Origin of the sequence: Micromonospora chokoriensis (assembly GCF_900091505.1) — a bacterium.
Lineage (GTDB): Bacteria > Actinomycetota > Actinomycetes > Mycobacteriales > Micromonosporaceae > Micromonospora > Micromonospora chokoriensis.
In genome coordinates this window covers 2,187,444-2,201,490 of record NZ_LT607409.1, presented here as the reverse complement: position 1 = coordinate 2,201,490, position 14,047 = coordinate 2,187,444, and the positions used below count along the sequence as shown (strand labels likewise).

At 69.7% G+C, this 14,047-nt stretch carries 11 protein-coding genes; 6 read left to right on the top strand and 5 right to left on the bottom strand.

Annotated elements, in window-relative coordinates:
- Positions 1–191 precede the first annotated feature (191 nt).
- From GA0070612_RS10405 to GA0070612_RS10385, 5 genes are all read right to left on the bottom strand, one after another.
- Positions 192–1,934 (bottom strand): ABC transporter substrate-binding protein, encoded by a 1,743-nt coding sequence (locus GA0070612_RS10405; protein ID WP_088987720.1) that lies wholly within the window; start codon positions 1,932–1,934, stop codon positions 192–194.
- A 143-nt stretch (positions 1,935–2,077) separates the two neighbouring features.
- Positions 2,078–3,064: an ABC transporter permease gene (locus GA0070612_RS10400; protein WP_088987719.1), complete on the bottom strand. Its 987-nt coding sequence runs from the start codon at positions 3,062–3,064 to the stop codon at positions 2,078–2,080.
- An 11-nt stretch (positions 3,065–3,075) separates the two neighbouring features.
- Positions 3,076–4,083 carry an ABC transporter permease gene (locus GA0070612_RS10395; protein ID WP_088987718.1) on the bottom strand — a complete coding sequence of 336 codons (1,008 nt, stop codon included), beginning with the start codon at positions 4,081–4,083 and terminating at the stop codon, positions 3,076–3,078.
- Positions 4,080–5,198 carry an ABC transporter ATP-binding protein gene (locus GA0070612_RS10390; protein ID WP_167393613.1) on the bottom strand — a complete coding sequence of 373 codons (1,119 nt, stop codon included), beginning with the start codon at positions 5,196–5,198 and terminating at the stop codon, positions 4,080–4,082. The genes GA0070612_RS10395 and GA0070612_RS10390 overlap by 4 nt, the downstream gene beginning before the upstream one ends.
- Positions 5,195–6,247, bottom strand: a complete 1,053-nt coding sequence (locus GA0070612_RS10385) for an ABC transporter ATP-binding protein (protein WP_167393701.1) — start codon at positions 6,245–6,247, stop codon at positions 5,195–5,197. Before GA0070612_RS10385 ends, GA0070612_RS10390 begins: the two co-directional genes overlap by 4 nt.
- 277 nt (positions 6,248–6,524) lie before the next feature.
- On the opposite strand from GA0070612_RS10385, the gene GA0070612_RS10380 reads away from it, so the two are divergent.
- The 6 genes from GA0070612_RS10380 (at position 6,525) to GA0070612_RS10355 (ending at position 13,972) form a co-directional block, all read left to right on the top strand.
- Positions 6,525–7,073 carry a Uma2 family endonuclease gene (locus GA0070612_RS10380; RefSeq protein WP_088987716.1) on the top strand — a complete coding sequence of 183 codons (549 nt, stop codon included), beginning with the start codon at positions 6,525–6,527 and terminating at the stop codon, positions 7,071–7,073.
- A gap of 32 nt (positions 7,074–7,105) precedes the next feature.
- On the top strand, positions 7,106–8,542 hold the full coding sequence (locus tag GA0070612_RS10375; protein WP_088987715.1) for a TldD/PmbA family protein: 1,437 nt from the start codon (positions 7,106–7,108) through the stop codon (positions 8,540–8,542).
- Positions 8,539–9,945 carry a TldD/PmbA family protein gene (locus GA0070612_RS10370; protein WP_088987714.1) on the top strand — a complete coding sequence of 469 codons (1,407 nt, stop codon included), beginning with the start codon at positions 8,539–8,541 and terminating at the stop codon, positions 9,943–9,945. Before GA0070612_RS10375 ends, GA0070612_RS10370 begins: the two co-directional genes overlap by 4 nt.
- A gap of 221 nt (positions 9,946–10,166) precedes the next feature.
- The gene (locus tag GA0070612_RS10365; protein ID WP_088987713.1) at positions 10,167–10,973 is read left to right on the top strand and encodes a hypothetical protein; all 807 of its coding nucleotides are present in this window, start codon (positions 10,167–10,169) and stop codon (positions 10,971–10,973) included.
- Between the two features lie 12 nt (positions 10,974–10,985).
- The gene (locus GA0070612_RS10360; RefSeq protein WP_088987712.1) at positions 10,986–12,914 is read left to right on the top strand and encodes a fumarate reductase/succinate dehydrogenase flavoprotein subunit; all 1,929 of its coding nucleotides are present in this window, start codon (positions 10,986–10,988) and stop codon (positions 12,912–12,914) included.
- A complete protein-coding gene (locus GA0070612_RS10355; protein ID WP_088987711.1) occupies positions 12,911–13,972 on the top strand; it encodes a succinate dehydrogenase/fumarate reductase iron-sulfur subunit in 1,062 nt (353 codons plus the stop codon). Before GA0070612_RS10360 ends, GA0070612_RS10355 begins: the two co-directional genes overlap by 4 nt.
- The last annotated feature ends 75 nt before the right edge of the window (positions 13,973–14,047 follow it).

Genomic DNA, 14,047 nt, shown 5'->3' with positions numbered 1-14,047 from the left:
GGCCAGGGCTGTCGGCAGGCCGGGTCGAGGATGCGCCAACGGCTGAATCGTCTACGACATCAGCTCCAAAGGAAGCACGCAGGACCACCCATCCCCGGCTGGCCGACCAGCGCTCCCGCTCGAAGGGCAGACGGCAAGGGCCTCCTCCCGACGACGCTGTCGGAAGGGGGCCCGGTCTGCCTGCGGTGTGACTACGGCTTGACGTGCGCGTTCACGAACGACGGGTAGCCGAAGACGCTGGAGATGAAGACGCCGCCGGCCTTGGACCCGTGCACGTTGTAGGCCACGTCGACGTAGAGCGGCACCACCGGAGCGTGCTCCTTCATGATCCGCTCGTCGAGCTTCGCCCACTCCGGACCCTGGTCGGCCGGGGCGAGCGCCAGGATGCGGTCCATCTCGGCGTTGATGGCCGGGTCGTTGAAGTAGGACTGGTTGCTGTTGCCCTCGGCCTTGATGGTGCGGCCGTCGTAGAGCACCGGCAGGATCGACGCCCCGCTGGGCCAGTCCGCCGCCCAGTTACCGATGTACAGGTCCCAGGGGTTGTCCTTCTTCTTGATCTCGTCGAGCTTGGCGTCGTCGGAGATGTTCCGCAGCGTGATCTTGAAGCCGGCCCGTTCCAGGTTGGCCTTCAGCTGAGCGCCCTGCTGCTGCTCGGTGGAGTTGTCGGCCACGCCGAGGACCAGCTCCGGCGTCTTCCCGCCGAGCAGTTCCTTGGCCTTGTCGACGTTGCCGTTGGCACCCGCCGGGTACGCCTCGTACGCCTGGTAGCCGATCGTGGCCGACGGCATCAGCGTGGTCAGCGGCGCGGCGACGGTCTGTCCGCCGAGCGCCTTGATCATGCCTTCGCGGTCGATGGCGTAGTTGAGCGCCTGCCGGACCTTCAGGTCGGTGACCCGCTGGTTGTTGATGACGAGCTGGTTGGCGCTCGGCGTCGGCGAGAGAAGCGTCCGGGACTTCAGCGTGGCGTCACCGGCCACCTTGGCGACCAGCGAGGCGGGCACGGTGTTGAAGGCGAGCGCGCTCTGGTCGGCGCCGTTGTCGGCGATCACCCGGTTGTTGGCGGCGTCCGCGGTGGGGCCGAAGGTCCAGACGAACTGGTCCGGGTACTGGTGCCGCACCGGGTCGGTGTTGGGATCCCAGTTGGGGTTGCGGTCCAGGGTGAGCTGGACGCCGACCTGGTTCTTGGCGACCTTGTACGGGCCGGACGAGAACGGCTGCTTGTCCACGTCGATGCCGGTGTCCTTGTCGGCGGGCAGCGGCGCGGTGGTCGGCAGCGAGGCGGCGAACGGCAGGTCGCAGCGGGGCTTGGCGAATTCGAAGCGCAGCGTCTTGGCGTCCGGCGTGCTCAGGCCCGGCGGCAGCGACGTCTTGTTCTTCTTGAAGTCCCACTTGGTGTCGAACTGCGCGGTGTCGGCCAGCCACTCCTGGATGTAGGTCGGGCCGCCGGACAGGTCGGGGTCGAAGGAGCGCGCGATGCCGTACGCGATCTCCTTGGAGGTGATCGGCCGGCCGTCCTCGAACTTCACCCCGTCCTTGACGGTGAACTCCCAGACCTTGCAGTCGTTGTTGACGTTCCTGCCCGGAGTCTCGGCCAGGTCACCGACCAGGACCAGGCCGCCCTTGCCGTCGTCCTTCCAGGTGGTCAGGTAGCGGGACCAGAGCGGGTTGGCCATCAGACCGGCGAACGAGTACGTCCGCTGCGGGTCGAGGTGGGAGATCGGCGACTCCCGGATGACGGAGAAGACGCCGCCCTTCGCGGCGCCGCTCACCTCGGCGGCGGGCCCCTGCGAATCCTTGGGGTCGGTCGCGATGACCCCGGTCTGCTTCCGGTCGGTGTCCACCGTCGTGCCCTCGCCCGTGTTCTTCGAGCACGCACCCAGTGCCACAACCAGAGCGATCGCGCCGCCTGCGGCAACCGCCACGCGTGGTCGCATGAAGTACCCCCTTCAGCCATGTGTCGTGCGGTTTCGTCGGGGCGAGAACCGCCGACGTCCCGAGGATCGTAAGGAAGAAAACCTACGAGTTGTGTAGCAGTTGTCGATAAATTCCGCCACCGGCGGCGGCCTGGTCCGACGGCTCAGCGCAGCCGCACCCGGGGGTCGATGGTCGCGTAGAGCAGGTCCACCAGCACGTTCGCCAACACCACGAAGACCGCGGCGATCAGCACAGTGGCCATGATGGTGGGCAGGTCACCGGAGCGCACCGCGTCCACCGCCGTACGCCCCAGCCCCTGAATGCCGAACGTCGTCTCGGTGATCACCGTGCCGCCCAGCGCTCCGCCCACGTCCAGCCCCGCGATGGTCACCACCGGGGTGATCGCCGCGCGCAGCGCGTGTCGCCCGTACACCTTCGGTTTGGCCAGGCCCTTGGCCCGCGCGGTCCGGACGAAGTCCTCGGAGAGCGTCTCCAACATCTGCGCCCGCGACAACCGGGCGTAGATGGCCGAGAAGAGGAAGGCCAGCGCCACCCAGGCGAGCACCAGCCCACTGGCCCACTTCGCCGGGTTGTCGAAGAGGGACGTGTAGCTGGGCACCGGCAGCCACCGCAGGTTGTAGACGAACACCAGCAGCAGCACCGCACCCACGAAGTAGAGCTGCAACGAGGCGCCGGTCAGCGAGAAGCCGATGGCGGCCCGGTCCAGCCAGGTGCCCCGCCGCAACGCGGACACCATGCCGAGACCGACGCCGAGCAGCAACCACAGGATCGCCGCCGGGATCACGATGCTCAGCGTCACCGGCAGCACCCGGGCGATGGTGTCCGAGACGGCCTCGTTGGTGACGTACGACCAGCCCAGGCAGGGCGCGTCGCAGCGGCCACCCTGGGCGCTGCCCAGGTCCCGACCGGTCACGATGCCCTTCATGTAACCGGCGTACTGGCTGATCAACGGGTCGTTCAGGCCCAGGTCGTCGCGGACCCGCTCCAACCGCTCCGGGTTGCAGTTCTTCGAGCAGATGCTGCTGACCGGGTCGCGCGGCAGGGCGAAGAACATCAGGAAGGTCAGCACACTCACCGCGAACAGGGTCAGCGCGGCGGAGAAGAGTCGCTTGATCAGAAATCGCGCCATGGGGTACCCCCCTACCGGGACGACTTCGGGTCGAGCGCGTCCCGCAACGCGTCGCCGAAGAGGTTGAAGGCGAACACCAGCGCGAAGATCGTGATGCCCGGGAAGAACACGTACGCCGGGTCGGTCTGGAGGAAGTCCAGACTGCGGTAGATCATCCGCCCGAAGCTCGGCGTCTCGTCGCTGAGGCCGACGCCGATGAACGAGAGCGCCGCCTCGCTGGTGATGAACTGTGGCACTGCCAGGGAGAACGACACCAGGATCGGCGCCCAGATGTTCGGCAGCAGTTGCCGGAAGAGCATGTGCCCCAAACCGGCGCCGCTGGCCTTGGCCGCCTCCACGAACTCCCGCTCGCGCAGCGCGATCACCTGCCCCCGTACCAGTCGGGCGGTGCTGGTCCAGCCGAAGATGGCGAAGACGGCGATCAGCACCCCCACCCCGAACGCGGACGACACCTGCCCCCGCTCACCGTAGAACCGCAGCGTGACGGTGGGAGTGAGCGCCAACGCGATGATCAGGAACGGCATGGCCAGGGTCAGGTCGGTGATCCAGTTGATCACCGCGTCGAGCCAGCCGCCGAGGTAGCCAGCGAGCGCGCCCAGCACGACCCCGATCGTCGCCGTGATCAGGGCTGCCGCGAACGCGATGAACAGCGACGTCCGCAGCCCGTAGATCAGCCGGATGAAGATGTCCCGCCCCAGCCCGGGCTCCAGACCGAACCAGTGCTCCCCGGTGACCCCACCCGCGTAGCCGAGCGGCATCCCGAAGCCGTCCAGCAGGTTCTGGAACTGCTCCCGCGGCCCGATGCCGTAGACCATCTCGATCAGCGGGGCGGACAGACCCAACACCATGAAGAACACCAGGAGTACGCCGCTGACCACCGCCGTACGGTCACGGCGCAGCCGCATCCAGGCGAGCTGACCGGGCGAGCGACCGACGACGCCCTTTCCGGCGGGCCCGCCCTCGTGGGTGCCGGACTCGATCTCGGCCAGCGCCACACCCTCCACCGGGGAGAGGCTCACGACGACACCTCCTCGTCGACCTGGGCAGCCACCTCGGCCGACTCCGGGCTCGTGCCGCCCGACTCCCCTTCGGGGCTCGTGCCGGCTGGTTCCCCTTCGGGGCTCGTGCCGCCCGACTCCCCTTCGGGGCTCGTGCCGGCTGGTTCCCCTTCGGGGAAGTGACACGCGGTGGCCTGGTTGCCGCCGTCCCGCGGCACCAGCGCCGGCTCCTCGGTCGCGCAGACGTCCTGCGCCTTCCAGCACCGGGTCCGGAACCGGCAGCCCGACGGCGGGTCGAGCGGCGTGGGCACGTCACCGGTCAGCCGGATGCGGCCCGCCGGGCCGAGCTGGGTGACGTCCGGGATCGCCGAGAGCAGAGCCCGGGTGTACGGGTGCTGCGGGCGCTCGTAGATGTCCTCCCGATCACCGATCTCCACGATCCGACCCAGGTACATGACGGCGACCCGCTGGCAGAAGTGCCGGACCACGGCCAGGTCGTGTGCGATGAACACGAACGCCAGATTGAGCTCCCGTTGCAGGTCACGCAGCAGGTTGACGACCTGCGCCTGGATCGAGACGTCCAGCGCGCTCACCGGCTCGTCCGCGACGATCAGCTTGGGCCGCAGGGCCAGCGCCCGGGCGATGCCGATGCGCTGGCGCTGACCGCCGGAGAACTCGTGCGGGTACCTGTTGTAGTGCTCCGGGTTCAACCCGACAAGCTCCAGTAACTCCTGCACCCGCGCCTTGATCCCGCCCGGCGGCCTGATCCCGTTGACCTGCAACGGCATCGCCACGATCCGCCCGACGGTGTGCCGGGGGTTCAGCGACGCGTACGGGTCCTGGAAGATGATCTGGAGTTCCTGACGCAGCGGGCGCAGCTCCCGGCGGCCGGCGTGGGTGATGTCCCGCCCGTCGAACTCGATGCTGCCGCTCGTCGGCTCCAGCAGCCGCACCAGCATCCGACCGGTGGTGGTCTTGCCGCAGCCCGACTCCCCCACCAGCCCGAGCGTCTCGCCGGGGCGTACGTCGAAGTCGAGCCCGTCCACCGCCCGCACCAGTCCGGTGGCGCGCAGCCCCTGGCGTACCGGGAAATGCTTGGTCAGGCCGCGTACCCGCAACAGCGGTTCGTCGGTCATCGGGCGACCCCCACGGATGCGACGTCCTCGGTGTAGAAAGCGGCGCGCTCCTCGGCGCTCAGGTGACAGGCGACGAGGTGACCGTCCCCGGCCGCCAGTAGTTCGGGCACGTCGGTGCGGGAGCGGCCGCCGGCGCGGTCCGCGTACCGGCAGCGCGGGTGGAACGCGCAGCCGGACGGCAGGTTGATCAGACTCGGCGGGTTGCCGGGGATCGGCACCAGGTCCGCGTCCGCGTCGCCGTGCAGCGACGGCACGCTGGAGAGCAACCCCCAGGTGTACGGATGCTGCGGCGAGCGGAGCACCTGCTCGACGCTGCCCCGCTCGACGGCGCGACCGCCGTACATGACCAGCACGTCGTCGGCGACCTGGCCGACCACGCCGAGGTCGTGGGTGATCAGGATGATCGCGGAGTGGAACTCGGCCTGGAGGTCGGCCAACAGGTCCAGGATCTGCGCCTGCACCGTGACGTCCAGGGCGGTGGTCGGCTCGTCGGCGATCAGCAGCGCCGGGTCGTTGACCAGCGACATCGCGATCATCGCCCGTTGCCGCATGCCGCCGGAGAACTCGTGCGGGTACTGGTCGAAGCGGCGGGCCGGCTGTGGGATGCCCACCCGGTCCAGCATGTCGACGGCCCGCTGCCGGGCCTCGCGGCGGTTGGCCCTCGGGTGGTGCACCCGGTACGCCTCGGCGATCTGTCGGCCCACCGTGTAGTACGGATGCAACGCCGACAGCGGATCCTGAAAGATCATCGCCATGTCCCGGCCGCGCAGCCGGCGTACCTCCTCGTCGGGCAGGCCGACCACCTGCCGGCCGCCCACGGAGATCTCGCCGGTGATGGTCGCCCGCTTGGGATCGTGCAGGCCGAGAATGGCCAGCGAGGTGACGCTCTTGCCGGAGCCGGACTCACCGACGATGCCCAGGGTGCGGCCCCGCTCGACGGCGAACGACACCCCGTCGACAGCGCGCACCACGCCGTCCTCGGTGTCGAACCGGACCCGCAGGTCACGCACCCGCAGGTAGGCGTCCTCGTTGCCGCGCTGCGTCGGCACGGCGGGATGGTCGTCCGGCTTTCCGGACGGCGCCGGATCGGAGCTGTCCACGGCAACCTCCCTCAGTGACGAAGAGAACTTACAACAAAGTCCCGAGGGTGAAAATAAGCTACAAAGTCGGCACGTGTCAGCGGGCCCGAGCGTAACGAGTCAGCATCGGCCCCGCACCCCCGTCACCTCGCCATCGACGCCTGTTCCTGCAGAAACCGCACCTCAGGTGCGACCATGACAAGAGCAGCCAGCAGAGGATGCCCGTGGCACGAGGTGGAGGTGACCCATGACCGCGGCGGTGTTCGATCACGAAGGTCCGTGGACCGAAGAGGAGTTCCTCGCCCTCGGCGAGACGCAGCAACGCGTCGAACTCTTCGACGGGAGCCTTCACGTGACCCCAGCCCCCACCCCCCGGCACCAAAACATCTCGGGCGAACTACGCGCGGTTCTACGAGGCCCGGTCCTCGAAGCCGGCCTGCACGTTCTGGAAGCGGTGAACGTCCGGCTCAGGCCGGGACGGATTCCGATCCCCGATCTCGTCATCACCAGCCCGATCGACTTCGACGAGCTGAACGTCGAGGCGAGTGACGTGCGGCTGGTATGCGAAATCATCTCGCCGAGCAACGCGTCCACCGACAAAGTCCTCAAGATGCACTACTACGCCGCCGCCGGGATCGAGTGGTATCTCCTGGTCGAGCAGGACAGCGGCACTGTGCATCTGTACCGGCGGCGGGGCGGTCACTACACCGAGCAGTCCGTGACCAGACCCGGCGAGGTGTTGGAGCTGACCGAGCCGGTGAAGGCCACCATCCGACCGGAGGAACTTCTTCCCTGACGGGTGTCGGTCGACTGCCCTAGGGTCGTCGCATGACCGAGTTCGACGCGGCCACCGCCGCCGTCCAGGCCGCCCTCGACGCGGGAGCGCGGTACGCCGACGCACGGGTGATGCATCGCCGCTACGAGTCGATGACCGCGCGCAACGGCGACGTGGAGGAGCTGGCCCAGGACGAGAGCATCGGGCTCGGTGTCCGGGCGCTCGTCGGTGCGAGTTGGGGCTTCTACGCCGTACCCGATCTCTCCGACGCCGCCGCCCGCGACGCCGGCCGGCGCGCTACGCGTACCGCCATGGCGAGCGCGCGGGTGCCGGGCCCGCCGGTCGACCTGGTGCCCGCTGAGGCGGTCACCGCGAGCTGGGCCTCCGGTTGCCAGATCGACCCGCTCGGGGTGCCCCTGTCGAGCAAGGGCGACCTGCTGGTCGACGCGACCCGCGCGATGGTCGAGCACGGCGCGGATCTGGCCGAGGGCCTGTACCAGATCTGGGACACCGCGAAATGGTTCGTCTCCAGCGAGGGCCACCGCATCGACCAGCGGATCCGCGAGTGCGGCGGCGGCATCTCGGCCACCTCGATCGGTGACGGCGAGACGCAGCGCCGGTCCTGGCCGAGCTACCGGGGGCAGTACGGCACCACCGGGTGGGAGCTGGTCGAGTCGCTCGACCTGGTCGCGCACGCCGCGGAGATCGCCGACGAGTCCCGGGCGCTGCTCACCGCGCCGCAGTGCCCGGCCGGTGAGACGGATCTGATCCTCGGCGGCGAACAGTTGGCCCTCCAGATCCACGAGTCGGTCGGGCACGCCATCGAACTGGACCGGATCCTCGGCTGGGAGGCGGCGTTCGCCGGCACGTCCTGGCTGGACCTGGCCCAGCTCGGCTCGCTGCGCTACGGCTCGGAGCTGATGAACATCACCATCGACCCGACGATCCCCGGTGCGCTGGGCAGCTTCGGGTTCGACGACGAGGGCTCGCCGGCGGTCAAGCGGGACGCCGTTCGGGACGGGCGCTGGGTCGGTGTGCTCGCCGGTCGGGACTCGGCCGCCATGGCCAGCCTCGACTACGGCGGCAGCGTACGGGCCGACGGGTGGGCCCGGCTGCCGATGGTGCGGATGACGAACGTCGGCCTGGAGCCCGGCCCGCACACCCTGGAGGAGATCATCGCGGCCACCGACGACGGCGTTCTGATGGACCTCAACCGGTCCTGGTCGATCGACGACAAGCGGCTCAACTTCCAGTTCGGCTGTGAGGTCGGCTGGGAGATCAAGAAGGGGCGGCGGGGGCGGATGCTGCGCAACCCCACGTACACGGGGATCGGCCCACTCTTCTGGCGCTCGATGGACATGCTCTCCAACGAGACGATCTCCTGGGGCACGCCCAACTGCGGCAAGGGTCAGCCCGGCCAGATCGGCCACACCGGCCACCCGGCCGCGCCGGCCCGGTTCCGCAACGTCCGCGTGGGGGTGTCGGCGTGAGTGGGCCTACCGAGCTGGAGCTGGCGGGGCAGGTTGTCGAGCTGGTCCGTCAGCTCGGCGGTCCGGCCGCGCAGGCCGACGCGGTGGTGACGCGGGCGGATCTGGCGCTGACCCGCTTCGCCAATTCGGCCATCCACCAGAACGTCGCGGAGTCGACGGTCGGGGTCCGGCTGCGGCTGCACCTGGACGGTCGGACCGCCGCCGGCAGTGGCAGCGTGGTCACCACCGACGGGCTGCGCGCGCTGGTGGAGCGGACCGTGGCCGCGGCGCGTCTCTGCCCACCCGACCCGGGCTGGCCGGGGCTGACCGCGCCGACGCCCACGCCGGACGCGCCGCCCGTGGACGAGGCCACCGCGTACGCCGAGCCGGACCAGCGGGCCGACCGGGTGGGCGCGTTCGTGGCCGCCGCCGGGGGCTTGAGCACGGCGGGTTACTGCCGCACCGCGCATCGCTCGTCGGCGTTCGCGAACTCGGCCGGGCACACCGCGTCGGGCCGTTCGGCGGAGGCGGCGATGGACGGCATCGCCCGCCGCGACGGCGCGGACGGGGTGGCCCGGCGCTGCGCGGACCGGCTCTCCGACCTCGACGGCGCGGAGCTGGGTGCGCACGCCGCGGCGAAGGCGCGGGCCGCGGCGGACCCGGTCGAGTTGCCGCCGGGGCACTACGAGGTGGTGTTCGAGCCGGCCGCGGTGGCGGACCTGTTGCAGAACCTGTCCTGGTACGGCTTCAACGGCAAGCGGTACGCCGAACGGCAGTCGTTCGCCGAGCCGGGGGTCGCCCAGTTCGACAGGGCGGTGACCCTGGTGGACGACCCGCTGGGCGCGTCGGGCCTGCCGTTCGACGCGGAGGGCACCGCGCGTCGGGCGGTGACACTGGTCGAGGCGGGCACCACCCGGGCGGTGGCGCATGACCGGCGGACGGCCGCCGAGGCGGGTACGCAGTCCACCGGGCACGCGGTCGCGGGTGGTGCCACGTGGGGTCCGATGGCCCGCACCATGCGGCTGTCCGGCGCGACCGCGGGGCCGGCCAGCGCCAGCGGCCGGAGCACCACCGGCGCGGCGGCCGGGGCGGTCGTCGACGCGGACACGGCCGCGCTGGTCAGCGGTGTGGAACGAGGGCTGCTGGTCAGCGATCTGTGGTATACGCGGGTGCTCGACCCGAAGAGCCTCGTCGTCACCGGGTTGACCCGCAACGGTGTCTGGTTGATCGAGGACGGCACTGTGGTGCGGGCGGTACGCGACCTGCGGTTCACCGAGTCGTACCCCCGGGCGCTCGGGCCGGGGGCGGTGCTCGGGTTGGGTGCGCGGCCGGTGCGCCAACCGGATCGGGTGGACGGTGCGTGGTGGACGGCGCCCTCGCTGCGGCTGGCGTCCTGGCACTTCACCGGAGGCGCCTCCGGCTGAGCCATCCAGAAGGCGGCTTTTCCGCAGGCCAGACACACGGGACGGTCCCTTGCGCGGACGGCCCGCAGAGATCGGCGTAACGTGTGTCACTTAGCTGCGTCGGTCGATCCGGCGTGGTCGTTGTGTGCGCAGGACGTGGCAGCGGGTGCGGTTCTCCGGTCCGCGTGCCGACCGGTGAAAGCCCAGCCCGCCTGTACGGGCCCGTCGAGGAGACGACTCGAATGACTTCAACGGCAACGAGGCCGCGGGGAGCGCGGGCGCGCGCCGCCATCGCGGCGAAGACGTTGCGTACCGACCGATGGTGGTTCGCCCCGCTGATCACCGTGATCGGGCTCAGCGCCTGGGTCGTGTACGCGACGGTCCGGGTCTTCCAGCACGACAACTACTGGGTCGACGACTACCACTACCTGACCCCGTTCTACTCCCCGTGTGTGACCGACAGGTGTGTCGAGGCGGCCTCGCACTTCGGGCGGTTCCTGCCCGGCTGGTGGATCATCCCGGACGCCGCGCTGACCCTGCCGTTCCTGTTGTTGTTCCGGCTCACCTGCTACTACTACCGCAAGGCGTACTACCGGTCGTTCTGGCTGTCGCCGCCGGCCTGCGCCGTGCCGGACGGCCACAAGGAGTACGGCGGTGAGACCCGTTTCCCGCTGCTCGGTCAGAACCTGCACCGTTACTTCTTCTACGCCGCCGCGATCATCTCGCTGATCAACACCTGGGACGCGATCCTCGCCTTCCACTCCCCCAAGGGCTTCGGCTTCGGGCTCGGCAACGTCATCCTGGTGCTCAACGTGGTGATGCTCTGGGCGTACACCATCTCCTGCCACTCCTGCCGGCACATCATCGGCGGCCGGTTGAAGCACTTCTCCAAGCACCCGGTGCGGTACAAGGCCTGGACGTTCGTCTCGGCGTTGAACGTCCGGCACATGCAGCTCGCCTGGATCACCCTCGGCACCCTGGCGCTGGCGGACTTCTACATCATGGCGCTCGCTGCCGGCTGGTTCTCCGACCTGCGGTTCATCAACTAAAGGGCCCCTGACATGACCACTACCACTCGCATCGAACGACACCACTACGACGTCGTCGTCATCGGGGCCGGCGGCGCCGGTCTGCGTGCCGCCATCGAGGCCCGGCTCGCCGGCAAGAAGACCGCGATCATCTCCAAGTCGCTGTTCGGCAAGGCGCACACGGTGATGGCCGAGGGCGGCGCGGCGGCCGCGATGGGCAACGTGAACAGCCGGGACAACTGGCAGGTGCACTTCCGCGACACCATGCGCGGCGGCAAGTTCCTGAACAACTTCCGGATGGCCGAGCTGCACGCGAAGGAGTCGCCGCAGCGGATCTGGGAGCTGGAGACGTACGGTGCGCTCTTCGACCGCACCAAGGACGGCAAGATCTCGCAGCGCAACTTCGGTGGCCACGAGTACCCGCGCCTGGCGCACGTGGGCGACCGGACCGGCCTGGAGCTGATCCGCACCCTCCAGCAGAAGATCGTCTCGCTCCAGCAGGACGACCACCGGGAGTTCGGCTCGTACGACGCCCGGATCAAGGTCTTCTCCGAGACCACCATCACCGAGCTGCTGCTCGACGGTGACCGGGTCGCCGGCGCGTTCGGCTACTACCGCGAGTCGGGCGAGTTCATCCTCTTCGAGGCGCCGGCCGTGGTGCTGGCGACCGGCGGTGTCGGGCGCTCCTACAAGGTCACCTCGAACTCGTGGGAGTACACCGGGGACGGGCACGCGTTGGCGCTGCGCGCCGGGGCGACGCTGATCAACATGGAGTTCCTCCAGTTCCACCCGACCGGCATGGTCTGGCCGCCCTCGGTGAAGGGCATCCTGGTCACCGAGTCGGTGCGTGGCGACGGTGGTGTCCTGAAGAACTCCGAGGGCAAGCGGTTCATGTTCGACTACGTCCCCGACGTCTTCCGCAAGCAGTACGCGGAGACCGAGGAGGAGGCGGACCGCTGGTACACCGACCCGGACAACAACCGGCGTCCGCCGGAGCTGCTGCCCCGTGACGAGGTGGCCCGTGCGATCAACAGCGAGGTCAAGGCCGGTCGGGGCTCCCCCGCCGGTGGCGTCTTCCTGGACATCGCGAGCCGGCGTTCGGCCGACGAGATCCGGCGGCGGCTGCCGTCGATGTACCACCAGTTCAAGGAGCTGGCGGACGTCGACATCACCTCCGAGGCGATGGAGGTCGGGCCGACCTGCCACTACGTGATGGGCGGCGTCGAGGTCGACCCGGACTCGGGTGCGGCCTTCGGCCACGTACGCGGCCTGTTCGCCGCCGGTGAGGTGTCGGGCGGCATGCACGGCTCCAACCGGCTGGGCGGCAACTCGCTGTCCGACCTGCTGGTCTTCGGCAAGCGGGCGGGCGGCCACGCGGCCAGTTACGCCGACGGGCTGACCGCCCGGCCGAAGGTGGCGGTGGACGCCGTCGAGGCCGCCGTGGAGACCGCGCTCGCTCCGCTGCAGCGTGACACCGGCGAGAGCCCGTACACCCTCCAGCAGGACCTTCAGGCGGTCATGGGGGATCTGGTCGGCATCATCCGCCGGGAGGGTGAGCTGGCCGACGCGCTGGTGCGCCTCGCCGAACTGCGCGAGCGGGTGGCCAAGGTGAGCGCGGCCGGTGGACGGCGCTACAACCCGGGCTGGCACCTGGCCCTGGACCTGCGCAACATGCTGGTGGTCTCGGAGTGCACCGCGAAGGCGGCGCTGGAGCGGCAGGAGTCGCGCGGCGGGCACACCCGGGAGGACTACCCGGCGATGGAGCCGAAGTGGCGGCAGGTGAACCTGGTCTGCTCGCTGGACGGCGACACCGTGCGGCTGACCCGTAAGCCGCTGCCGAAGATGCGACCGGAGCTGATCGGCCTGTTCGATCGTGCGGAGCTGGCCAAGTACCTCACCGACGAGGAGCTGGCCGACTTCGACGCCCTCGTCGCCGACGCTGGAGAGGCGGACAACCGATGAGCGCGAAGCGTCAGTTCCGGATCTGGCGGGGCGACGAGACCGGCGGGGACCTGCAGGACTACATGGTGGAGGTGAACGAGGGCGAGGTCGTCCTCGACGTCATCCACCGCCTCCAGGCCACCGACGCGCCCGACCTGGCCTGCCGCTGGAACTGCAAGGCCGGCAAGTGTGGCTCCTGCTCCATGGAGATCAACGGCAAGCCGCGGCTGGGCTGCATGACCCGGATGTCGACCTTCGGCGACGACGAGACGGTCACTGTCACCCCGCTGCGGACCTTCCCGGTCATCCGGGACCTGGTCACCGACGTCTCGTTCAACTACGAGAAGGCACGGGAGACACCGGCGTTCGCCCCGCCGGCCGACGTCGCGCCGGGTGACTACCGGATGCAGCAGGTCGACGTGGAGCGCTCGCAGGAGTTCCGCAAGTGCATCGAGTGCTTCCTGTGCCAGACGGTCTGCCACGTCATCCGCGACCACGACGAGAACAAGCAGGCGTTCTCCGGGCCCCGGTACTTCATCCGGGCGGCCGAGCTGGACATGCACCCGCTGGACACCCGGACCGACCGCAAGGAGTACGCGCAGGCCGAACAGGGCCTCGGTTTCTGCAACATCACCAAGTGCTGCACCGAGGTCTGCCCCGAGCACATCAAGATCACTGATAACGGGATCATCCCCATGAAGGAACGGGTCGTCGACCGCAGGTACGATCCCCTTGTGTGGCTTGGTAGCAAGATCTTCCGCCGGGGCGAGACGCCCCAGACCAGCGTGACCACCGCCCGTCAGGGCTCGGCGACGTCGGGTTCAGCCCACGGTGGGCTGCACTCGCACGCGGGTGGTTCCCACGACTCCCGGGCCGAGGCGCAGGCGCAGAGCGGCGTCAACTGGGACCGGGAGGTGCCCCACCCGACCGCTCCGGCGGTGGACGACCGGGGCAAGCTGCCGCTGACCGAGCTCACCTTCGACCGGCCGGCCGCACCATCGCCGTTCGGTGACGACGTGACCTTCCCGCTGCCTCCGGAGCACCTCAACTTCGCGCACCCGGACCAGGACAAGCACTGACGACCCGAACCAGACGGGGGCCGCGGCTACCGCCGCGGCCCCCGTCCCGTTCCCCCTCCCACCCCACCCCACCCC

Bases quoted from the DNA above. Each gene is read 5' to 3' on its own strand.
- GA0070612_RS10390 (WP_167393613.1), bottom strand. From the start codon at position 5,198: ATGACCGACGAACCGCTGTTGCGGGTACGCGGCCTGACCAAGCATTTC.
- GA0070612_RS10380 (WP_088987716.1), top strand. From the start codon at position 6,525: ATGACCGCGGCGGTGTTCGATCACGAAGGTCCGTGGACCGAAGAGGAG.
- GA0070612_RS10365 (WP_088987713.1), top strand. From the start codon at position 10,167: ATGACTTCAACGGCAACGAGGCCGCGGGGAGCGCGGGCGCGCGCCGCC.
- GA0070612_RS10375 (WP_088987715.1), top strand. From the start codon at position 7,106: ATGACCGAGTTCGACGCGGCCACCGCCGCCGTCCAGGCCGCCCTCGAC.
- GA0070612_RS10355 (WP_088987711.1), top strand. From the start codon at position 12,911: ATGAGCGCGAAGCGTCAGTTCCGGATCTGGCGGGGCGACGAGACCGGC.
- GA0070612_RS10360 (WP_088987712.1), top strand. From the start codon at position 10,986: ATGACCACTACCACTCGCATCGAACGACACCACTACGACGTCGTCGTC.
- GA0070612_RS10400 (WP_088987719.1), bottom strand. From the start codon at position 3,064: ATGGCGCGATTTCTGATCAAGCGACTCTTCTCCGCCGCGCTGACCCTG.
- GA0070612_RS10405 (WP_088987720.1), bottom strand. From the start codon at position 1,934: ATGCGACCACGCGTGGCGGTTGCCGCAGGCGGCGCGATCGCTCTGGTT.